This is a genomic window from Bacteroides salyersiae WAL 10018 = DSM 18765 = JCM 12988, assembly GCF_000381365.1.
Taxonomy (GTDB): Bacteria; Bacteroidota; Bacteroidia; order Bacteroidales; family Bacteroidaceae; genus Bacteroides; species Bacteroides salyersiae.
The window spans coordinates 558,596-583,234 of sequence record NZ_KB905467.1; the positions used below are offsets into that span (position 1 = coordinate 558,596).

A 24,639-nucleotide genomic window follows, 5' to 3' on the forward strand; every position below is an offset into this window, starting at 1 on the left:
GAGTGCCTCTAACGTCTCATGAAGTCTCCTTTACCGCGATATAGGCGGTAAAGCTTGAGTTGGAGGGTTTGTAAAGGCTGCAGCAGGTCGAATAGGAGCAGGGAGAAGTAATAATGACGGTTTTCTTCCTGATCGGTTGCTGTTTTATTGATGACGATGGCTTGCACGGTATAACGCAACAGCCAGATAAAGAAAGCGATGCCGGCTACCAGCCAGTGCGAGTGAATGATTCCGAATACGATACCGGCTATACAAGCCACATAGAACAGCAGGCGGGAACATGTCTCGAAGCCCAGCAGATAGCGTTGGGCACCTTTGTAGTAACGTGCCGTAGCCATATAGCTCACTCTTTCTTCTTTCCAGTCCTTGTATCTTTCTATGGGTTGCATTCTCATGATGGCACGGGCATTGGTTTCCACCCGGGTATTTTCCGTATTGGCTATCTGATTGATGAACAGGTCGTCTTCTCCCCGTTGCAGGTTCAAGTGCGTGGAATATCCTTTTTGTTTGAAAAAAAGTTCTTTTCTGTAAGCGAGGTTTCGTCCCAATCCCATGTAAGGCTTTCCGGCAAGGGCAAAGCCTAAATAGCGCAGTGAAGTAAACAAGGTATTGAACGATATTCGTTTGTGCAGCCATCCTTTGCCACGTTCATATCCACTGTATCCCAATACGATTTGGGTATGCGGAGTAAAGTTACGGGCCATCAGGCGCAGCCATTGATTGCTTGCGGGCTGGCAGTTGGCTTCGGTGAACACCAGCCAGTCATGTTTGCTTGCCTTGATACCCAATGTCAGTGCCAGTTTTTTACGGCTGATATACCGGGCGCTGTCCGGAGTGAAACTGTGATACAGGTGTTGGTATTTTTCTTCAAAAGCGGACAGTACGGCTTCGCTTTCATCCGTAGAGCCGTCATTGATGACGATTACTTCAAACTGCGGATAATCCTGTTCCAGGATAGCCGGAAGGAAACGGCGCAGATTTTCTGATTCGTTACGTGCACAGATCACGACCGACAGGGGAGGAAGTTCCTTTGTGAAGTGCAGTTCGTTTTTCCGGTCGGTGATATTCCGCATATGTATCCGGTTGTAAATTCCCAGATAGTAAATGTATTGGATAATCAGAAAAACTCCTGCCACTGATAATAATATCAGTTCTGCCATACTGAATGTAAATGCTTCCATTGATGTAATGTCGTTTTTAGGATACAAAAGTACGCAAATTTTCGGTAGGATACATGCTTTGCCAAGCGGTTATTTTCGTGTGTCGAGATATTCTCTTTTGAACATATCGACAAACAGGAAGAACAAGGAAAGCAGTAACGGTCCGAAGATCACTCCCATGAATCCGAACAACGACAGGCCGATGACTACCCCGAAAATAGTAATGAGCGGATGAGTGTCGGCCATCTTCTTTTGTAGGATAAAGCGTATCAGGTTATCGAGTTGCGAGACGATAATACCACCGTAGGCTGCCAGCCCGATGGCATTTGGCCAGTCTCCGGTCAGGGCCATATAGACGGCGACGGGGAACCAGATCAAGCCTGTACCCACCATTGGGATAACCGTGGCGAAACAGGTGAGGAAACCGAGCAACAATGCATTGGGGGCTCCGAATATGAAATAGCCGATCATGGCAACTCCTCCTTGTATGACGGCTAAAAGAGGAATACCTATGGCATTGGATCGGACAATCATATTGATCTCATGTATCACGTGTTCCGTATTGGTTGCATTAAAAGGCAGGATGGCATTGACATATGTTTCCATCTTTATACCGCCGATCAGCATGAAATACAAAACGAAGACCAGTACGAACAGATTGATGACAAAGCTGCTGATCCCTCCCATTACGGCTTGCCCGATGCGGGGAAGGGCGGATACGATAAACGAGGTCGTATCACTGCCCAATACGTCATAGCCTGTTTTACTTTTGATGATTCCGGCTATTTCTTCGATAGGAGCAATGATGGATTGCGGATCGAGATTGAGGTTTTGCAGTTTGTCGACCAACATCCATACTACCAATGAAATAGGTATCAGGAAGAAGAAGACGGCTTCGGTCGTGATCAGCAGAGCGGCAGTGCTCCGTTTCATTTTTCGTTTTGTGGTAAGGCGTATCATCTGTTTTCTGACAAGGATATAGATGGTCAGTGCTCCCAGCAGTCCGCCTAAGAAAGGGGTGATTTGCTGGAACAGGACAATGCCAAGTACGATAATGATAGCAATAAGTGAATATCTCCAGTATTGTTCTTTTACGCTCATAGTTTTATGTTTTATCATTCATATAAACGCGAAATAAGAGAGAAAAGTTCTGGTTAGGAAAAAGTTCTTCGTACTCTTCTTTTCTTAATTAACGGTCATTGTTTCTGTTATGATTTTCTCCGTGTCTTTTCTCTTTTTCTTTTCTGTTTTCTTTGTCTGATTTTGTATAAATCCCAGTATAGTAAAAGTACAAAAACAGTGGTTGAAGCTATATAGAGCGTGAATGCATACAGGTATTGTTCTTTTGCAAATGTGAACATGCAGAGAGCCATTCCTAATGAAGCCAACGGTAGGCCTACGTTGTCATTCCTTTCCGAGTTCCGGTATAATTTGTTGAAATAAGGGCAATAAATCCACAGGAAATAAACAAATGCACTGATTCCGAACAGAATGAGAATGCCGTATTGCCTTGATAAGCAAGTTGTCATTTCCATTTTGCTCGTTTTGAATAGAAGAACGATTATTACCCATCCACATATCATTATAGTATTGACCCGTATAAACGGCAATACATATTGTTTTAATGTACTTTGTTTTTCCAATTATATTGATTGCTTTGAGTGTTTTCTGTTTTCCTGCGCCGTAAAGTTATAACTTTTTATTTTATATCCAAATCAGAATACCATTTGTTTTTATGGGTAATGGTTTCTTTTTCAATGGTTCTAATGATAAATAATGTATTCTCATGATATTTTTTCTCTTTTTGATTTGTATGGAATCAATAAAAATATCTTTTGTTACAAACCGAACAAAATAAAAAAGCAGAGATGAATACTGTAGATAATATCAGTTATGCCGATAGTTTGTTGAATATACTGCCCGATGGCATTGTTATTCTGACATTTGATGAAAGAGTTTTGCAAGTTAACTTGCAGGCAAAAACGGGACTTCACATTAATATTTCCTCGGATTCTTATGAAAAAGATCTATATGCCGGTGAACTGTTTGAACTGATTTATCGGGATAAGAATATCCTTACATCTGCTTTGGATGTGATACGTCAGGGAAAAGAAGAATTAATTTTACCTCCTAATACCAGTATCCGTGAGAAGTCTACCAATACGATATTTCCGGTGAAAGGACGTTTTTGCAGACTTCCTTTTGACGAAGGAGTAGAAGTTATTATCTTTTATTTCCGGAATATAACTAGTGAACTGACGCAGGAATATATTCTGAACACGGCATTGAACCGTACCCGTATTTATCCTTGGTTTTTTGATTTGGATCGCCAAATATTCAGTCTTGATGCGCGTTATTTCGAATATCTGGGTATTGAACCGGAACCGGGTTATACTTTATCTATGGACAGGTATCTGAAATTGATTCATCCGGATGACCAAAAACAGTTGTTCGATGCTTTCAGTGTTCAGTTCAGTGGTGATACCATATACGAAAAGCCTGTCCCGTTCCGTATATTGCGTGGAGACGGAAGATGGGAGTGGTTTGAAGGGCAATCCACTTACATCGGAAAACTGTCCGGCTTGCCTTATCGTTTGGTCGGTATCTGTATGAGTATACAGGAACATAAGGATATTGAGGATACCTTGATCAGCGCCCGGATGAAGGCGGAAGAAAGTGATCGGCTGAAGACTGCTTTTTTAGCCAACATGAGCCATGAGATCCGTACACCTCTGAATGCGATTGTGGGATTCTCTGATGTACTGAGTTCTACTTTCGAGGAATTGTCGCATCAAGAACGTGAAGAATTTGTAAACCTGATCAATACGAACAGTGAACATTTGCTGCGGCTGATTAACGATATTCTTGATTTATCAAGGATTGAGTCGAATACGATGGAGTTTGTATTTGCTCCATGTTCTCTTCGGGCATTGATGAATGAAATTCTTACCGAACAGAATATGAATTTCTATTCTGAAAAGATGCAGATTACTGCTGTGTTTCCGGATGACGATTTATGTATTGTGACAGACGCCTCCCGATTGAAACAGGTTCTCGGCAATTTACTGAACAACTCTCGCAAGTTTACTAAGGAAGGTTACATTAAATTAGGCTATACTCTTCTTGAAAAAGAAGAAAAAGTGGCACTGTTTGTGGAAGATACAGGAGAAGGAATTGCTCGTGAACACTTGGAACATATTTTCGAACGTTTCTACAAGGTGAACAGTTTCAAGCAGGGTACCGGTTTGGGATTGTCTATTTGTCTGACAATTGTGGAACATCTTCGCGGAAAAATTTCGGTAGATTCGGAGATGGGACGCGGTACTCGTTTTATTGTAAGGCTTCCATTGAGTTTGGGCGAATAATAATCTATCGTATTGACTTTCTTTTTTATGCTGTATCCCTTTATGTGGTAGGCATTTCTTCCGGGTATATACATTTTGTCTCAGAAATTCTGCGTTACGTCTCATTTATTACGACAGTCCTTTCGTCTGACGTATCTTTGTCGGAAAATAATGGAAAGGATAAGATGAATAAGATGGTCCTGGCTGGTGCCCGTATGCTGAGTGTGGAAGAGGCGAGTCATTATGCCGGCGGTTTCGATGATCCTGCCCGTCTGGTAGCTTCGTTTGCCGGAGTGGCACCGGGTGTTTCTACCAATGGTATCTCTATTCATGGTAATGCGCCCCATTTGTTGCAGTGGCGGCTTGAAGATGTGGAGATTCCCAACCCTAATTATTTTGCGGACATTACCTCTTTAGGCGGGGGAATACTCTCATCTTTGAGCAGCCAGGTATTGAAGAACTCCGATTTCTTCACCGGTGCTTTCTCTTCCAAATATGGGAATGCCGTATCCGGAGTGTTCGATATGAAGTTGCGCAACGGCAATAATCAGAAAAACGAGAATGTGTTTCAAGTGGGCATTATGGGAATTGATTTTGCTTCCGAAGGGCCTTTGAGCAAGAAACATAAAGCATCTTATCTGTTCAATTACCGTTATTCTACCACCGGATTGCTCAATTTGGAAGGGGGAACGATGGATTATCAGGATTTGAATTTTAAATTGATTTTTTTTCAATTATTAAATAAAGGCGGATTTACACAGCAGCCAGATCGCAAATATACGGTCTGGTCTCTGTGTAAATCCGCCTTTATTTATCGTGTCTCTGAATTGTGAACAAATATCTTGTGTCTGTAATTTGAAGAAAAGGCAAGTTTTGCTGATTTCTCTTATAAAAATACCTATTTGTGGTACTGCAAGATTGTATCATTCCCGTATTTTGCATCTATAATTATGGATGAAGGTTAACCGATTTTCTTTTTTCGTAATGTGTGGTATTAAAGATACCTTGTTAACATTACCTTTTTTATTTTTTGTTTAATATTGCTGGGAAGAAATGCCTTGAAAATAAAAGTTCCGGAAACTTCCCGCTGTTAAAATCATGTTTTATGAATATAAAATCTTTAATTTGTGCTATGATTGTCGGGGTGTTTGTTACTACTGCCGAAGCTGTTGAAAATTTGCCCGGGCAGTTATCTGCGTGTATCTCATTGAAAACACCGGGAAATAATTCCAGACAATATCCTTTAACTTTTCTGGAGTCTGCTTCCGGGAAAGGATGTTTTTCTTTGGAAGCATCTCAAGAGTTACCATTGGTAATCACGGAGCGTGTCAGAAACCAAAGTGATTGTTGGGAGATGGAGGTGACACTCACTGCTTTGGATGATATTTATTTCAATTTCAGCCAGCAATTTTCCACTTCTTTCCGTCATGGTGACTGTCAGTTCTATATGCCAGGATTTTGGTACAGACAAAACCTCCGATCGCCACAAGGGGCGCCTGCTTTTCATACATCCGATAGCTGGGAAGTTCGTGAAGATCGTCTCAGTACTCCTTTGACGGGAATTTACAATGTAAAAGACGGGCAGTATCTGGCGGTGATCCGCAAAGATGAATTCTGTCATGACGCTTTGACTACTCACAGTGAAGGGGAAGTAATTCTCTCGGGTAAGACTTCCATCGGATTTACAGGTTTTGCCAATCATAACGGAAAGGCTACTCTTTCCTTTGGTTTTCCCTATCGTGAAGCCCCTAAAAGTTATGTCCGTAAGTTGACTCTGGCACCAGAGGTCGAAGCGTATCAAAAGTTGGGAAAAGGAGAAACAGTGATGCTTACTTGGGAAATCGCATATGGCAGTTCGGATGATTTTTCCGGTTTTGTGCGTCGTACTTGGGAGTATAGTTACGACATGTATCGACCGCAGCCCGTAAGTACATCCTATTCTTCTGAAAAGATGAAAGAGGTAATGAGCAATTATTTCGTTGAAAGTTTTATCGATGGTCCTGTTCTCTCTTATTATGCAAGTCCCAGAATGCATGTCTTGACGTGTGATAGCCCTCCTGTGGCCGAAGTAGGATTTGTCGGACGTGTTTTGCTTAACGCTTTCAATGCTTGGGAATATGGGTATGGACACGACCGGCAGGAGTTGGTGGAAGATTGTAGAAAAATATTCGGTAGTTATCTGGAAAATGGCTTTACGCCGGGAGGGTTCTTTCGGGAGCGTGTAAGTTTTATCAACGATCCGAAGGGAGAAGACAGACCGGCTAATAGTATCCGCCGTCAGTCGGAAGCGGTGTATGCAATGCTGCATTATTTGGATTACGAGAGGGCGAACGGCAGGAAACATCCCGAGTGGGAGTATAGATTAAGGAATATACTCGATATGTTTTTAAAGATTCAGAATGCTGATGGCAGTTTCCCCCGTAAGTTTAAGGATGATTTTACCATTACCGATAAAAGTGGTGGAAGTACTCCTTCTGCAACACTTCCACTCGTCATGGCTTATAAGTACTTCAGGGATAAACGCTATCTGGAGAGTGCCAAGCATACGGCTGATTATCTGGAGAAAGAGTTGATATCTAAAGCCGATTATTTTTCGTCTACGCTCGATGCGAATTGTGAAGATAAGGAGGCTTCTCTCTATGCAGCTACAGCAACTTATTATCTGGCACTGATTACGAAAGGGGAAGAGAGAAAACATTATGCCGATCTTACGCGTGAAGCTGCTTATTTTGCACTTTCCTGGTATTATGTGTGGGATGTTCCGTTTGCTGATGGTGAGATGCTGGGAGATCTTGGTTTCAAAACGCGCGGTTGGGGAAATGTATCGGTTGAGAATAATCATATAGATGTTTTCGTTTTTGAGTTCGGTTCTGTACTCAATTGGCTTGCAAAAGAGTATGATGAGCCGCGTTTCTCCGCATTTTCTAATGTTATCTCCACTTCCATGCGGCAATTGCTTCCGTACGAAGGACATTTGTGTGGTGTGGCTAAAGTGGGGTATTATCCCGAAGTTGTTCAGCACACAAACTGGGATTATGGTAAAAACGGCAAGGGGTATTATAATAATATTTTTGCTCCCGGCTGGACAGTCGCTTCACTTTGGGAATTGCTTACTCCCGGGCGGGCGGAAAAATTCATGAAAGATTAAAAAAGAAATATAGTATGAAAACACGTCGTGTATTTATCTTTTGCTTTTTTCTGATATTATATTGTTCCTCTATGTTTGCTGGTACGGGTATGGGGCGTTATGCTTTCCGTTCGCTCGACATTAATAACGGATTGTCGCAGAATACTGTCGCCGCTATTATTCAGGACCGTTTCGGGTTCATGTGGTTTGGTACAAAGGATGGACTAAATCGTTATGACGGAGTCTCTTTCCAAACATTTATGAAAGAGTCGGGAACGCTCGGAAATAATTTTATAACATCATTGTACGAAGATTGCCTCGGGCAGATATGGATCGGTACGGATGTCGGAGTCTATATTTACTCTCCTTCTGGAGAGAAAGTGGAACGCTTCGTTATACAGAGCAATTTGAATACTACGATTGAACAGACTGTTCATACTATAAAAGGCGATCGTAAAGGAAGGGTCTGGATTGTTTCGGAAAGGCAAGGGATTTTTTGTTACGATACAAACAGAGGTACATTGGAACATTTACAGACTGATGCATCCGGAAAGAAACGGTTAAGGAATGCTGGTCAGATTGTGTTTGATCAGGATGACGTGTGTTGGTTGGATATACACGATGGTAATCTATACAGTTCCAGAGACGGGCTTCATACGTTGAAACCTGTTTTCTCTCCAGAAATCAAAGCGCCCTTCAAAGGCAAAAGAATCAATAAGTTACTTCCCGGTCCTTATAATTGCCTTTATGTAGGGACAGACGATGGATTAATGGAGGTGAATTTAACCTCCGGGGCATTGTCTTCCCTGCTCCCGGGCACTGCTGCTGCCGGAGAGAGTCTTTTTGTAAGAGAGATGGTTTTCTATTCCGATGATGTCCTGTGGATAGGTACGGAGTCCGGTATCTATGTATATAATTCACGTACAGGTGAAACAACTCATTTGCAAAGTATATACGGTGATTCCTATTCCATATCCGATAATGCGGTCTACGCGGTTTGTAAAGATCGTGAAGGAGGAATGTGGGTGGGAACCTGGTTTGGCGGAGTGAACTATTATCCTCGGCAATATACCTATTTTGAGAAGTTCTATCCTCGCTCGGAAACAGACCGGATGGGGAAACGCGTCAGAGAATTTTGCGCAGACCGAAGCGGGACTTTGTGGATAGGTACGGAAGACAGGGGGTTGTTTCATTTTAATCCGGTAACACGTTCGGTAGAACCTTTTAAAGATCCTTTGATCTATCAGAATATTCACGGGCTCTGTCTTGATGATGATGCTCTTTGGGTAGGTACCTTTTCGCAAGGTTTAAACAAAATTGATCTGAGAACTCGGAAGGTTAAGCATTATGCCCATCTCCCGAAAAACATTTTTTCTGTTTTCCGGACAACTTCCGGACAATTATATCTGGGAACGCCTTCCGGTTTGATAAGTTATGATTCGGAAAAGGATACATTCTCTTCTGTTCCGGAACTGTCGGGAGTGTTTGTTTATTACATTACCGAGGATAAACAGGGAAACCTGTGGCTTGCGACTTATGTTAACGGCGTTTACAGACAGAATATTCGGACGAAGAAATGGGAACATTTTGTGCACGATGAGAATAAGCCGCGCAGTCTTCCTTCAAATAAAGTACTTACTGTCTTTGTAGATAGCGAGAACCGCGTTTGGCTTACTACCCAGGGAGGAGGATTCTGTCGTTTTGATCCGTCCACTACCGATTTTACTTGCTATGATTCTGAAAAAGGACTGCCGAGTAATGTCGTTTACAGGATTGAAGAAGATAATAAAGGCTTGTTCTGGATTTCTACCAATAAAGGGTTGCTTTGTTTTAATCCGAAGAAGGAGACTTTCAAGGTATACACACGGGCCAACGGGTTGCTGGATAACCAGTTCAATTATCAGTCCAGCTATAAGGATGAGAACGGTAACCTGTATTTCGGGAGTATTAACGGGTTTATTTCTTTTGATCCTTCCACTTTTATAAGCAACGACTATGTGCCACCCGTTGTTATAACCGACTTTATGCTTTTCAACAAGAGGGTGACGGTGGGTGATGAGGGGTCTCCTTTAAAGCAGAGCATTACCTTATCCGATGAAATTGTTTTGAAACCGGACCAGAACTCATTCTCTTTTCGTGTGGCTGCGCTTGCATATCATGCACCTGAGATGAATACATTGATGTATAAATTGGAAGGATATGATTCTGAATGGCGTGTCGCCGGTAATGCACCGATTACGTATTCGCATCTGCCTTTTGATACTTACAGACTGATGGTGAAGGGAGCTAATAGTGACGGATTGTGGAATCCGGAAATCCGTTCGCTTGAGATACGGGTTCTCCCTCCTTTTTATTTGTCTACGGCTGCTTATGTTGTCTACATATTACTTCTGTTGGGATTAATTTGCTCTGTGTTTTTCTATTTCCGAAGAAGGGGAGTCGAAAAACACCGGCGTGATATGGAAAAATTCGAGCAGGAGAAAGAAAGGGAACTGTATATTTCGAAAATAGAATTCTTCACCAACGTGGCTCATGAGATACGTACTCCGCTTACTCTTATTAAAAGTCCTCTTGAAAGTGTACTGAAAGAGAAAGCGTTGCCGGAAAGTATAAAAACGGAACTGGAGGTTATGGATGAGAATGCCGAGAGATTATTGGCTTTAACCAATCAATTACTTGATTTTCGGAAAACAGGGAATAAAGGGTTTAAACTTAACCTTGCGGAATGTAATATGGGAGCTGTCATTCATTCGGTGTACAAACGTTTCATTCCGCTTGCCCGTAAAAGGGGGATCGACTTGAAAATCGAGTTGCCTGAAGCGGATATTTATGCGGGCGTCGATAAGGAAGCGATTATTAAAGTATTGAGTAATCTTTTCTCTAATGCGTTGAAGTACGCCGGGACTTATGCACACTTGTACTTGTCTGCCGATGATGAGGAAAGTAGTCTTTTGATTGTAATGGACAATGACGGTGAAGTGATTCCATTGGAAATGAGAGATAATATTTTTCTACCTTTTGTGCGTTATCGGGATGGGAATAAGGTGGAATCGGGAACGGGTATCGGACTGGCACTGGCTCGTTCATTGGCGGAATTGCATGGTGGGAGCTTGGTGATGGATCGTTCGCTGGATTGTAATCGTTTTATTTTTTCTATTCCGATTGTACACTGTTCTCCATGCCTCGTACCGGACAGTAATGAAGAACTTAACGATTTACCGGAGAAACAGCCGGAAATGGGGAGTTCGGAAATGGGAAACGAGGAATTGACGACGATTCTGGTTGTAGAAGACAATAAAGATATGTTGTCGTTTCTCCAACGCCAGTTTGCCGGCTTGTATCATGTACTGGTGGCAGGTAATGGAGTGGAAGCATTTTCGGTTCTTTCCGATGCCCGGGTAAGTCTGGTAATTACGGATATTATGATGCCCGAAATGGATGGACTGGAATTGTGTGAACATCTGAAATCTAATTTGGATTACAGTCATATTCCCGTTGTGTTGCTCACGGCAAAAACTGCTATGGAACAGAAAATAGAAGGATTGGAGCATGGTGCCGATGCTTATATCGAGAAACCTTTTTCAGTAGAATATTTACGTGTTACTGTTGCCAATCTACTGAAAAACAGGGAACAACTGTGCCGGCACTTTATGGAATCTCCCTTTATTAAAGCTGACACCATAGCGCAGTCGAAGGCCGACAAACAGTTTATCAGCAAGTTGGAGGAGTACGTAGCTCGGCATTTGGAGAATCCTGATTTATCTGTCGATGATATGGCGGGAGCGATGAACATGGGGCGGTCCAATTTCTTTAGAAAACTGAAAGGAGTGTTGGGAATAGGGCCTAATGAATATCTACGGCTTACACGGCTAAAGAAAGCGGCTGCTTTATTACAGGAGAAAGAGTACGGAATTGTGGAAATAGCTTATATGGTGGGATTCAGTACCCCTTCTTATTTTTCGAGCTGTTTTAAAAAACAGTTTGGTGTGTTGCCGAAAGACTTTGTTTAGCAGTAGAGACAAAATGTTTGCCGGAAAATCCCGGTAAGGATATATTGAGATGTGTGTATTTAGAATAAAGTATAAAAAAAGGAGAAATGTAAATTATGAGAAAGTTCTTTTTATGTTTAGCTGTTGTCTCAGGAGCTTGGATAGGCTTGGGCGCTCAAAAGAGAGCCGACCAGCAACATCTGATTGATCCGGAATCATTCTCGATGATTCTTTTGGGGGATCCGCAGGGATATGTCAAGTACGATATTAATCAGCCTTTGTTTGAATTGTGTACGGCATGGATTGTAGATCATATTGAAAATTTAAAGATTAAAGCAGTGTTATGTACGGGAGATGTCGTAGAGCAAAATGAGAATATTGTGCGTAACCGGAAGATGCTTAATCAAACCAGTCGCGAAATGTGGGAAGCCAGTTCGAAGGCATTTGCCAGGCTCGATAACAAGGTTCCTTACATCATATCGACAGGTAATCATGAATATGGTTATAAACGCTCTGAAAACGGAATGACGCATTTCCCCGAATATTTTCCTTTTGAAAGGAATACGGCATGGAGAGACCTTTGTGTCAGTGCAATTCCAAACCGTAACGGTGTTGCTTCTTTAGAGAATGCCGCTTTCGAATTCAATGAACCGACATGGGGAAAGATTTTGATTATCACCAGTGAGTTTGCTCCACGGGATGAGGTGCTCGATTGGGCAAAAAAACTCGTAGCAAGCGAAACTTATAAGGATAGTAAAGTCATCTTTATGACCCACGGATATCTTAATCCCGGTACTCCCCCGAAAGGCGGTACTATCCGTGATAAAGAAAAGTATGCGCTTTCTCCTATGAACGTAGGGACTCAAATATGGGAAAAGCTACTTTATCCTTCTTCCAATATCCGCCTTTTGATATGTGGACATACCGGTAATGGAAATAGTAAATACGAAGATAATGTCGGATACAGAATCGACAATAATACATCTGGTAAACCGATTCATCAGATGATGTTCAACGTACAGTTTTTGGGAGGCGGTCCGGAAGGAAATGGTGGTGACGGATGGCTCCGTATACTGGAATTCATGCCTGATGGGAAAACGATTAAGGTCAGGACCTATTCGCCGTTGTTCGGAATATCGGCATTGACTAAGCATTTAGCCCACCGGACAGAGTCTTACGATCAGTTTGATATTGTTCTCGAATAGATGTTGTAATTCGAATGAAAAAAATATTTAAATGATACTACGTGGCTTTGAAGGGCTATTTTCACGAAAATCTTGTAATATTTGGTCAATTTCTAACATTCGTTTAGTTGCCTTGACCGTACATTTGTGATGTTTTAATAACCTATTGTACCTGCTTGATGCATTCTTTCTATTCTTGATGCACCCGGGAAATATGAAAGAAAACAGAGAATTCATATAGCAGGTGTTATAACCAAAATCTGGTATTAATGGAGTCTTTCTTTACTACATTTTTACAAGGTATTTAACCGGTAGTTCTTTTTCTTTTTGTATCATATATGTAATGGTTTTGATCTATTTTTGTCATCGGGGTCGTGTATCTTTGTACTATGAAAGGAAAAGAACACACTTGCTCGAATTAAAAATGTAGAAACACAACGATTACATTAATACAAAGTTTTGGTTATCCCGTAAAATACGAGTTATTCAGTCTTTTTTTAATTTAATTTTATAGAATATGAAAAAGTTGTGCTTTTTATTTGTCTTTTCATTATTTGCTATGGGAAGTGTTTTTGCTCAAGGAGGAAGACAACCTCAGACATCAGGTGATTTTACTCGTGATCCGGGAGGTGAATTACGAAGTCTCTTACCAGAAGGGGTAACTGCATTTGTTAACAATACTCGTAAACTTATCCAACAAAAGAATATAACGGTTGCCGGAAGTAAGGAGAAAGGTTACCTTGCTTTTTTTGCGGCAACGGATGCTGCGCACGGAGAGGAATTATGGGTGACGAATGGAACTCCGGACGGGACGAGGATTGTGAAAGATATCATTCCCGGGCCGACAAGTTCTAATGTCGTTTGGTTGACGCGGTTTAATGATAAAGTCGTTTTTCAGGCAGACGATGGTGTTAACGGAGCGGAACTCTGGATTTCTGACGGAACGGAACAGGGTACTTATATGGTGAAGGATATTCATGAATTAGCTTCTTCCGATCCGAAAGGTTTTACGCAATTGAATGAAACTCAGTTTGTGTTTGCTGCTAAGAATTTTGACAGCGAGGAGTATAATGGCGGTCAACATTGGCTTTGGGTCAGTGACGGAACCGAAGAAGGAACCAAATTGATTTATGAATGTAAGATGGGGTATCCCGGGACAGATAATGGTTCTCCTTACAGTCCGTATTGCCGGGTGGGTCGCAAAGTGTTTTTTAAGGCCGATGATAAAGATGGAAAGTATGGTGAGGAGCTTTGGGTAACTGATGGGACGGAAGCCGGAACACATTTAGTGAAAGATATGAATGTAGAGCCTAATCCGGAAGTTGCAGGCGCTACTATGAGTGCAGCCATAGATGATATGGTTAACTTCTACAATGAAAAGCTTTTTTTTCAGGCTTGGTCTTACGAATACGGCGGTGAACCTTTTGCCAGTGACGGTACGGAAGAGGGAACTTATCTTATTTATGATACCCGGCCGGGGAAGGATGAGAATAACAGTCCTCAGAGTGGTTGGGTGAGCGATGCCAGTCCTATTCCTTATAATGGAAAAATATATTTCCGTGGTTGGCATGAGGAGTATGGTTCCGAGCTTGCATTTACCAATTTGGAACCGGGTAATTATGGTGCATTCGATGTCAATGAAAATGTTCCTGGAACAGATGGAAAACCCAAAAACAGTTCTCCGGATGCGGGAGTGGAATTTGATGGTGTTTATATGTTTTCGGCCAATTCTGGAGGTACCGGTATGCCGTTGGGATTTGGTGGAGAGTTGCATTATACAGATGGGGAGGATGTTTATTTGCACTCTGATTTAGGTACAGGCAAACTTAATGCTTGGGTGAAAGAGCCGATTGTGGCTTCCGGAAGTATGTATTACTGGGATTCGAGTGTGCAGAACAAGGAGTGGCAGGAAAAATTATTCCGGGTAGACAGTAAATCCGATTTTCCTGTTCGTGTAACGAATATCAAGCCGGGCGAAGGCGACAAGGTACATTCTATGAGAAATTTGGGCGGTGATGTTATTTTTGCCATTAATGAGGGTGAAGGTATTTATTGTTATCACTATCGTAAACCGGATTATGATCCTATAAAAGATGCCGATAATTTGGATATCGAATATCGTACACGTGCGGAGATAGGGACTTCCATTGAAAATATTCCTGTGAACGGAGGAAACAAAGCTCAGATCTATCCGAATCCGGCAAGTGATAAATTCTTTGTGAAAACAACAGGAACCGTTAAAAAGGTCGAAATTTATGATTCTGTCGGCAGACTGGTTAAGGTTGTGGATAAACCGTCCGAGAACGCTGTCGATGTGTCTTCACTGGCCGAAGGCATGTATCTGATAAATGTACAAAGCACAAAAGGCGTTTCGTCTTCCAATCTGATTATTAAAAAATGATCTGATGCCAGTATGAAAACACAGATTTTCAGTGTGTTTTCTGTTATTTCATATTTCATCTGCGGGTGAGGTCATCTATTCCGCATAATCCACGGATGAAATATTTTTTATAACCATTATATAACCGCTTCATTTAATTATTAGCAGATGAATAAAGATATATTACCCAGGATGGCAGTGTTTATCATGGCTATCGTCCACATAGTATCCTCTTATGCGCAGTCGGTTCTACCGATTTCGGGGGAGGTGCTGGATGGTAAGAACAGAGAACCGCTCATTGGTGTTACCGTAGTGGAAAAGGGAACCAAAAACGGTGTGATAACAGATATAGATGGAAAGTTCTCTATGCGAGTGCCTGTCGGTACTATCCTTAAAATCACTTATATGGGATATAGGTCCAGTGAGGTTATCATACGTGATAATAAACCATTGACAATATTACTGGATGAAGAGAATATCCAGTTGGACGAACTGGTGGTCATTGGTTATGGTGTTCAGAAAAAGAGTGATATTACGGGTTCCATATCTTCCGTGTCAGGAGAAGAGCTAACCAATATTCCGGTTTCTTCACCTTTGCAGGCATTGCAAGGAAAAGCTGCCGGTGTCAATATTATACAGAATACCGGTGCTCCTGGTAGCAGTTCTACTATTAAGATTCGGGGTACGGGAACCGTTAATGATGCGGACCCTTTGTATGTGGTCGACGGCTTTATAGTCGATGGTATCGATCATCTGAATGCGAATGATATTGCCAATATCGAAATACTGAAAGATGCGGCTTCGAGCGCCGTATATGGTGCGCGTGCGGCCAATGGAGTAGTGGTGATTACAACCAAGGGCGGTGCTTCGGGGAAGACGAAAATTAGTTTCGATATGATTGTGGGCTTTTCGAATCCTTGGAAGAAAATCGATGTTCTTGACGCAGAAGAGTATGCATTGATGAGGGATTACGTTTCGGGAAACAGTATTTATTCGGTAGACGGTAGATTGTATTATTCTAAAGACAAAGACGGAGGTTATTATTATGATAATCTCAAATATACTAAAGTAGATACTATCAGACGAAACTCTCCGGATAATTGGTGGGATGCGATAACACAAACAGGATTGAAACAACAATATAATTTATCTGTATCTGGTGGTACGGATCGGCATAAGTACATGGTCAGTGGAAGTTATTATAATGAAAAAGGTATTGTAAAAACTTCCGGTTACGAACGGTTTAATTTGCGCATGAATCTGGATAACCAGTTGAATAGCTGGCTGAATATGACTACAAACATGTTCTATACAAATGAAAATAGAAATATTGTACCCGAAGGAAGTGAGAGTGTTTTGAAAAAGGCTTTGTATCAGAGCCCTTTGGAATATCTTTACAATTACAGGGGAAATTATAATTCCAATCATCCCATTGCCGTGATAGACCGGAATCACAATAAAAGAGAAAATCATCGTATTGATTTGAATTTGAACCTCACTGCCAAATTAGGAAAGTTGCTGACTTATCAATTTAAATTTTCCGATTACCTTGTTATCGGGAAGCGGTCACGTTTCTATGAGGTTAATAAACTGGATGAAGACTTTGCGATGCCCAACGATCTGACCCGGATTTACAACCGGCGTAACCAAACCAACAAGTGGGAGATCAATAACCTGTTCACTTTTGCCTGGAAGGACAAAAAACACGATATTTCTGTACTATTGGGGCAGACAGCCGAAGGTTATAAAAACAGTTGGATGGAAGGTACCCGTAAAGGGACTGCGAGCAATTCTTCCGATCTTTGGTTTTTGTCGAGCGGATATACCGGTGATGATGCGGCCGGACTGGATAATGAATGGACTGCATTGGGATTTGTAGGTCGTTTAAGTTATAATTTCCTCGACCGTTATCTTTTTCAGGCTAATTTTCGTGCCGATGCCTCTTCTATCTTTTCCAAAAACGAACGTTGGGGATATTTCCCTTCCGTATCCGTGGGATGGAAATTTACTTCCGAACCGTTTATGCAAAATCAAGACTGGCTTTCGCTTGGTAAGTTACGATTTGGATGGGGACAGTTAGGCAACAATCGTATCAACGAACTTTCCCGTTATACTCTTTTGAATACCGAAAAGAATTATTCGTTTGGTATAGGCAATCACCGGGTTTATCCGGGCACCACTTCCATTTTGATAGGCAATCCGGACATTCATTGGGAGAAGACCGAGACATTTAACGTGGGATTGGATCTCGGTTTGTTCAACAACCGTTTGACTTTAGGCTTGGAATGGTTTACCAAGTTGACGACTGATATGCTTTTACGTGTGCCCGTTCCGCTTTCTACCGGATTCGATGACTTCGATAATGTGGATGATGATGCCCCGATGACCAATGCCGGTTCGGTTCGTAACAGTGGTGTGGAGCTGTCTGTCAATTTCCGTAACAAGATTAAAAAGTTTAGATATGAAATTGGTTTCAACGTGTCTTATATCAAGAATAAAGTTGTAAGTTTGGGATTGGGTGACGAACCGGTTTACGGAGGTTATCTTAGCGAATCGAGTATTCTTGATTATGTGACGAAAACTGCGGTAGGTAAGCCTATTGGAAGTTTCTTCGGGTATGTGACAGACGGGATTTTCAACTCTCTGGACGAGGTGAAAGCCAGTGCCCAGTATGATGCCGGTAAAAATGAATTCGATTTATCTACCCGGCAGGGCGATTTCAGATTTAAAGATTTGAATAATGACGGAAAGATCACTGCCGAAGATCGTACCTATTTGGGTTCACCTCTGCCTGATTTTGTCTTTGGTATCCCGATGTCATTCAGTTATGCCAATTTCGACTTGAAGTTATTCTTCCAGGGACAGACTGGTAATAAGATTTTTAATGTGATGGATTACTACCTTAATAATGCGGCTCAGGGAAATGTATATGCCGACATTCGTGATAAGCATTGGTCGGGAGGAGAAGAGTATGCGATCGATAGCCGCCGGTTCTTTACGCAAAATCTGGATGCTTCTGTTCCTGATTTACGAGGCTCGGATAAAGCCCGTAACTTTCGGGCTTCCGATTTCATGGTGAAGGACGGCTCGTATATACGTTTGAAGGAAGTACGGCTTACTTACAATTTCAGCAACAAGCTGACTTCCCGTTGGCATCTGACGAATCTGTCGATGTTTGTCGGAGCGTATAACCTATTGACATTGACGGGCTATAATGGATTTGATCCGGAAGTGGGCAAGGTCTCCGGAACCGAGAGCAATAATCTTAGCATGGGCGTTGATCATGGAAACTATCCACAGGCACGTTCATTTACTTTTGGACTAAATATTACTTTATAAAAGTTGGGAATATGAATAAGACAGTATTTAAAATTACGATATTTAGCCTAGCTGTTTGCTTCTTGACTGGGTGTGAAGACTTCTTGAATAAAGATGTGCTCGGCTATTCAACGGATGAGAATTTTTATGATACTCAATATAAACTGGAATCAGCATTGAATGCCACGTACGATGTATTACAAATGGAGGTTTATAACCAGTGTGACTGGCGTTTTGGTGAGGCATGTGGAGATGATGTGAAAGGAACCGATGAAGATTTGACTACCCAAATGGGGCAATTGGTCAATTTCCGCTTTAATACGTCCAATGAATGGATTCAGAAGAGGTATACCATTAATTATAAAGGTATATATCGTGCCAATCAGGTGATTGCTAATGCCCACAGGGTGAGATTGGCGGATGAAGAATATTCATCTTATCGTGATATCCGTTATATATTGGGACAAGCAAAGTTTTTGCGGGCTTTGTTCTATTTTAATCTGGTGAAAACTTATGGGGGAGTACCTATTCGTCCGGAGATAGAAATGGTTGACAACTTGGTTGTTCCCCGGTCTTCGGCAGAGGAGGTGTACGCTTACATAGAAAAAGATTTGCGTGAAGCGGCTATCATGCTTCCTGCGAAGTTTATTGACGACGATGCGGGCAGGGCCAGTGAGAGTGCGGCAGTGGCATTGCTTATGAAGGTACTCATGTATCAGGCCACTCCCGGCATACCTTCCGGAAAATGGGAAGAAGTCGTTCGGCTGGGTGAGTATTTTGTAGATGGAACTACAATGACCTTTGGTGACATATTGCATTATGATGCTTCCGAAGAAGATTGGGAAGAGCTTCGCGAACGTCTTTGGTTCAAACCTAAAGCGCTGAATCATTCTGCCGATCCCTATGAACTGCCGGAGACTACACTTCCGATGCTGAAAGGAGCATATTCTCTTGAATATAAGGATTTCTATGGAAATGTACTGAGGTATTACGAACAGTTTTTCCAGTCCGGAGAATTTTGCAAAGGTTCTATTTTTGAAATTGTTTTCAAGGAATCGGGAGATGGTTCTACTGGAAATGACAATGAAGGTGATGCTATCTATCAGACGCTTTATTGTAATTCTCCGTTAATGTGGGCTACGGAAGCTATTTTGGAATCCATGTTCGGAACCGATCCGCGTCGCAGGAGTATGGTAGGCCAAAAGGAAAGTGCTCCCGATTTGGAGATGCTCGACTGTGGTCCGCAACAGAAATTGACTTTGAAATGGTATACACCCATTAAGGAAAGACCTTTATATACGGGCGACAATGGTAAAAACAGGCGGATAATCCGTTATCCCGAAGTAGTGTTGATTTATGCCGAGGCTCTTAATGAATGTGGTGAAGGAGCCCGTGCGCTCGAACAGTTAAATACTAATAAACGGCAGGCAAATATCATCGACGGAAACGGAAATCTTTATTTGGCCGGTGGATATGGTTACATGCGCGATCAGATCTGGTCGGAGCGTCGCAAAGAGTTATGTTTCGAATGGGACCGGTTCTTTGATCTTGTCCGCCAAAAACGTGCTGCGGAAGTAATAAAGGCTTTTGGATTGGCGAATACCAACAAGCGGGGAGTTTATTTTCGGAAAGGGGTGAATGAACTGTTCCCGATCCCTCAAGCCGAGATTGACCTTTCTCAAGGAGCGGTTATGCAAAATCCGGGTTATTAATATCATAAAAAGTAATCAAGATGAATATGAAAGTTCTATATAGAATATTGTCGGGGGCATGTATGACTTTGCTGTTTATAGCTTGTGAAGACGAGTCGTCTGCTACTCCTTATGCAAGAATGACGGTAGATAAGACTACGCTTCAACTCAATGAGTCAATGGTGGTTAAGTTCACAGGTATTGCCGATCAGGTAGCTATTTTCACAGGCGATGAGTCGCATAATTATGAATTACGGAGTCAGAACAATACCGGTATGGTAGTCAATAAGGGAGTATTCACTTACTCATATTCCGTACCAGGTACTTACCGGGTGGTGTGTGTGGCATCCACTTATCTGGACTTGGGTAAAGACATGAGGGTAGACACGGCTTCTGTTATAGTCAACGTGGTAGATAATGTGACGGATATCGATAAACTTTCGTCTAAAATTTATTATGACGAGATATATGCCGAAGAGAAGGAGAATGATGAGTGGTTGTTGATGTTGCCCTATAAAATGAGATATAACAATAAGGATTTATCTATCAGCATGTCTCAGAAATTGAATTTCTCAATCGCTTCCGATTCTACCAAGGTATTTATAAACGATCGGTTATATTCCTCAAATACCAAGTACGATTTATCCTCTCCGATGGATATCTTGGTGGAGGCTTATTCAGGGACGGAACGTCATTATAAACTGTATACTTGCTATTATCCCGAATTTAAATCTTTCAGGGTAGCCGGTGTGGCAGGTATATTGGATAGAAGTGCTTTTGATTATACTACGTTCGATTTATATGTGACTCTTCCCGAAGGTACGGATACAGGTGCGTTAGTTCCGGTTTTTGAAACGCTTTCTCCATCAGATAAGGTTTATATAAATGATGTGGAGCAGATTTCGGGTTCTTCTGCTGTCGATTTTGATAAAGCGGTTTCCTACAAGCTTGTTTCATCAGTTGATGGAGCGAATGAGATGGAAGTGGTTTCTACCGTTAATGTGATGGTCACCTTGAAGTAGCGTACTTTCAAAGGTATAAATATAATATTATGTAATTATTATCATTAAAACATATGCGTGTTTTTTCGATTTGTGTATTAGTTTATTTTTTGGCTTGCCCAAGTGTTTCTCTCCGTTCTCAGAACGGAGGAAACCGGGAGCCGGGCATTGTTGCCCATCGGGGGTATTGGAATACGGAAGGAGCGGCACAGAATTCGGTTACCGCTTTGAAGAATGCCCAAAAAATGGGGCTTTATGGCTCGGAGATGGATGTATGGCTCACTAAAGACGGTTATTTGGTGGTAGGGCATGATAAAAAAATGAATGGTCTTTCCTTTCAAGATACCGATTATGATTTATTGAAAGATATGAAACTGTCTAATGGTGAAAAGTTACCTCAATTGAAGGATTTTCTTGTGCAACTTAAGCAGTCGGAATCTCCAACCAAACTTTTTATCGAGATTAAGAAGCATGATAGTTTCGAGAGAAATATGACTGTGGTAAAGGCTGTGCTGGATACGGTGAGGTATTATAAAGTGGAGAATAAGGTGCAGTATATCACGTTTAATTTGGATATATGCAAAGAGCTCGTTCGGATTGATCCGGAGGCGGTAGTGGCCTGTCTCAAAGGGGGAATGGCACCGGCTGAGGTCTATGAAATGGGGATACGGGGAATTCATTATCATCGGAAAGAATATCGTGACCACCCTCAATGGATCAGGGAAGCGCAGGAATTGGGGATGACTGTGAATGTACAGGGCATCAATACACCTGAAGATTTGCGGGAGATGGTAACGTTGGGTGTGAATCTTGTTTCTACGGATAATCCTGTGATGGTTTTGGATAGTTTGCCTGCTATTGTTAAGAGCCTTGTATCCGTACCTTGTATCCCTTAACCTTCTATTTCCGCGAAACAGATAGCTTCTTTTAGAAGTAAATCTATAAGAGGTATTCTGTTCACTTCCCGTGATATGTCTGTTTATCTGAAGATATTACAGGCGTGGATGGAATTTATATTTTACGAAAATTACCAAAATAATATTTTCTCTGCATTCATATAACCGAATCAGCTCTGTGATTGTACATGTATAACGTTTCTGCTTGATAGAAAGTATAACTACATCGATCAGGCACAAGCAACATAACAGTTCATGTTTGGGAAGAGTCTTAAGATATTCGGGAGAATTCATGCAGGAATAGTTTTCTTCAAGAAAGGATAATTTGTCAACCGCGAGTTCAAGATCTGTTTTCATGAAACAGGGACAAGTTAATTCATTCATAATTATTTGTGTGCTTTTAATTTATTTATGCTCCCATGCATGATGAAAAGGCGTGGGAGCTATATACTATATTATCCCATCATGGCTCTGGTAAGCCCGCATATAAATAATAAGTAATAGCCCCACGCCAAGATGGTATATAACAAAGTCATACACTTCTTGGACGTGGAGAGTCTCACTTATTATCTGCATATGCTAAAATTTACCAGATTTTGATGGCAGATAATAATAAGATTTCTCCATCGTTCTACGAAAACGATGTATCCGTTTTTCAGATACGTGGCAAAGTTAAGAATAATTCAGAAGAACTTATTTGGTTTCTTTCTTTTTTGTTGCAGTTTAGATAATATTAGACAATAAATAATCAAAAGTGAACATTGCCATTCACTGATTAGCGGTATATTTGTCCGTGAGTAACTTTTAAATCCAAACGAATGAATAGACTGTTGATAAGTTCCCTAATATTATCTTCCATAGGGAACAGTGCCGTTGCCGGCAATGCTTCTAAAGAGAACCATCCGAACATTATTCTGATATTGTGTGATGACATGGGATTTTCCGATTTGGGATGTTATGGGGGTGAAGTGCGTACTCCGAATATTGATTTTTTGGCAGAAGAAGGGATACGTTTCAGCCAGTTTAAGAATACGGGACGTAGTTGTCCCAGCCGGGCGGCCTTGCTTACCGGCCATTACCAGCACGAAGCCGGTATGGGGTGGATGACGGCTGTCGATGAGCATCGTCCCGGGTATCGGGGACAGATAGCGGCCAATATCCCTACTATCGCCGAAGTGCTTCGCGACAATGGCTATGCTACATATATGAGCGGTAAGTGGCATGTGACCGTAGACGGCGCTTTTGATGAACCCAACGGAAGTTATCCCGTGCAACGCGGATTTCAAAAATACTACGGTTGCCTCAGTGGCGGTGGAAGTTATTATGCTCCTAAACCGGTATATTCCGGTCTGACAAGGATTACTGAGTTCCCAGATGATTATTACTATACCACAGCCATATCCGATTCCGCCGTGAGTTTTGTGAGGGAACATCCTGTTGATGTTCCTATGTTTCTATATGTGGCGCATTATGCACCGCATCTGCCTTTACACGCTCCGAAAGAGAGGGTGGATGCTTGCCGTGAACGTTATAAAGTGGGATATGACATACTGCGCCGTCAACGTTTCGAACGCCAGAAAGCCTGTGGGCTGGTAAATAAATCGATGGAACTGCCGGTTTATCAGCGGGAGTTCAATGATCAGCGCCCGTCGTGGACGGATCTTACTCCCCGGCAGCAAGAACAATGGATAAACGACATGGCTACTTATGCCGCCATGATCGAGATCATGGACGATGGTATAGGACGACTTATCGAAGCAGTCAAGGAGAAGGGCATTTATGAGAATACCGTTTTTCTGTTTATGAGCGATAACGGGGCAACCAGCGAAGGGGGATATCTGGGACAGTTGATGGCGGATTTGAGTAATACTCCTTACCGCAGCTATAAGCAGTGGTGTTTTCAGGGTGGGACAAGTTCACCTCTGATCATAAAATGTGGTGATTCTGTTAAAAGCGGAATTAAAGAGAAAGGTACGATTTGCCGGGAACCCGGTCATATTATCGATCTGTTTCCTACCTGTCTGGATATGGCATCGGTCCGATACCCTTCTTCTTTTCAGGGAGAGAAAGTGAAATTGTCGGGAACCAGTCTTTTACCTGCCATACAGAATAAAAAATTGCGTTCACGTGATTTGTTTTTCGAGCATCAGACGTCTTGTGCCGTTATTTCGGACGGATGGAAGTTGGTACGTGCCAATGGAAAATCCTCTTGGGAGTTGATAAACCTTTCAGAAGACCCTTTTGAGGAGAAAGATCTGTCTGCACAATATCCTGAGAAGGTGAAAAGTCTGGAGAAGAAGTGGAATCGCTGGGCGGAGCAACAGCATGTGTTTCCTTTTGAGTTCCGTCCCTGGGGAGAACGTATCAAATATTACAAGGCATTATATCCCGAACAAGATGGGAAGTTATTTTGATATCTATATATGTAATGCATCATTACATATATTGGCATTTATATTACAAAATGAATATGTGTTTTGTATATATAAATAAAAATAGAATATAAATCAGACGCAACTTTCACTGGTTACACCCGGTTTACTATTTCA

At 41.8% G+C, this 24,639-nt stretch carries 12 protein-coding genes and 1 pseudogene; 11 read left to right on the forward strand and 2 right to left on the reverse strand.

Annotated elements, in window-relative coordinates; genetic code table 11:
• Positions 1-8: 8 nt before the first annotated feature.
• Both HMPREF1532_RS13615 and HMPREF1532_RS13620 read right to left on the reverse strand, forming a co-directional pair.
• On the reverse strand, positions 9-1,181 hold the full coding sequence (locus HMPREF1532_RS13615) for a glycosyltransferase (protein WP_005930551.1): 1,173 nt from the start codon (positions 1,179-1,181) through the stop codon (positions 9-11).
• Positions 1,182-1,250: 69 nt separating this feature from the next.
• A complete protein-coding gene (locus HMPREF1532_RS13620; RefSeq protein WP_005930553.1) occupies positions 1,251-2,261 on the reverse strand; it encodes an AI-2E family transporter in 1,011 nt (336 codons plus the stop codon).
• 767 nt (positions 2,262-3,028) lie between these two features.
• Between HMPREF1532_RS13620 and HMPREF1532_RS13630 the strand changes: the two genes are divergently transcribed.
• From HMPREF1532_RS13630 to HMPREF1532_RS13685, 11 genes and pseudogenes are all read left to right on the forward strand, one after another.
• Positions 3,029-4,525, forward strand: coding sequence for a PAS domain-containing sensor histidine kinase (locus HMPREF1532_RS13630; protein WP_005930555.1), 1,497 nt, complete (start codon positions 3,029-3,031; stop codon positions 4,523-4,525).
• Between the two features lie 158 nt (positions 4,526-4,683).
• Positions 4,684-5,232, forward strand: a pseudogene (locus HMPREF1532_RS13635) (hypothetical protein); the annotation flags it as partial.
• Between the two features lie 377 nt (positions 5,233-5,609).
• Positions 5,610-7,652 (forward strand): hypothetical protein, encoded by a 2,043-nt coding sequence (locus HMPREF1532_RS13640; RefSeq protein WP_005930559.1) that lies wholly within the window; start codon positions 5,610-5,612, stop codon positions 7,650-7,652.
• A 14-nt stretch (positions 7,653-7,666) separates the two neighbouring features.
• Positions 7,667-11,641: a hybrid sensor histidine kinase/response regulator transcription factor gene (locus HMPREF1532_RS13645; protein WP_005930561.1), complete on the forward strand. Its 3,975-nt coding sequence runs from the start codon at positions 7,667-7,669 to the stop codon at positions 11,639-11,641.
• A gap of 95 nt (positions 11,642-11,736) precedes the next feature.
• Positions 11,737-12,825: a metallophosphoesterase gene (locus tag HMPREF1532_RS13650; protein ID WP_005930564.1), complete on the forward strand. Its 1,089-nt coding sequence runs from the start codon at positions 11,737-11,739 to the stop codon at positions 12,823-12,825.
• A gap of 496 nt (positions 12,826-13,321) precedes the next feature.
• Entirely contained in the window at positions 13,322-15,205 is a 1,884-nt protein-coding gene (locus tag HMPREF1532_RS13655; RefSeq protein WP_005930566.1) for an ELWxxDGT repeat protein, read from the forward strand.
• Positions 15,206-15,352: 147 nt separating this feature from the next.
• Positions 15,353-18,523 carry a SusC/RagA family TonB-linked outer membrane protein gene (locus tag HMPREF1532_RS13660; RefSeq protein WP_224203260.1) on the forward strand — a complete coding sequence of 1,057 codons (3,171 nt, stop codon included), beginning with the start codon at positions 15,353-15,355 and terminating at the stop codon, positions 18,521-18,523.
• A gap of 11 nt (positions 18,524-18,534) precedes the next feature.
• The gene (locus tag HMPREF1532_RS13665) at positions 18,535-20,214 is read left to right on the forward strand and encodes a RagB/SusD family nutrient uptake outer membrane protein (protein WP_005930572.1); all 1,680 of its coding nucleotides are present in this window, start codon (positions 18,535-18,537) and stop codon (positions 20,212-20,214) included.
• Between the two features lie 20 nt (positions 20,215-20,234).
• Positions 20,235-21,215 carry a DUF5017 domain-containing protein gene (locus HMPREF1532_RS13670; protein ID WP_005930575.1) on the forward strand — a complete coding sequence of 327 codons (981 nt, stop codon included), beginning with the start codon at positions 20,235-20,237 and terminating at the stop codon, positions 21,213-21,215.
• 89 nt (positions 21,216-21,304) lie between these two features.
• Positions 21,305-22,090: a glycerophosphodiester phosphodiesterase family protein gene (locus HMPREF1532_RS13675; RefSeq protein ID WP_224203258.1), complete on the forward strand. Its 786-nt coding sequence runs from the start codon at positions 21,305-21,307 to the stop codon at positions 22,088-22,090.
• 818 nt (positions 22,091-22,908) lie between these two features.
• Positions 22,909-24,504 (forward strand): arylsulfatase, encoded by a 1,596-nt coding sequence (locus HMPREF1532_RS13685; RefSeq protein ID WP_005930589.1) that lies wholly within the window; start codon positions 22,909-22,911, stop codon positions 24,502-24,504.
• Positions 24,505-24,639 lie beyond the last annotated feature (135 nt).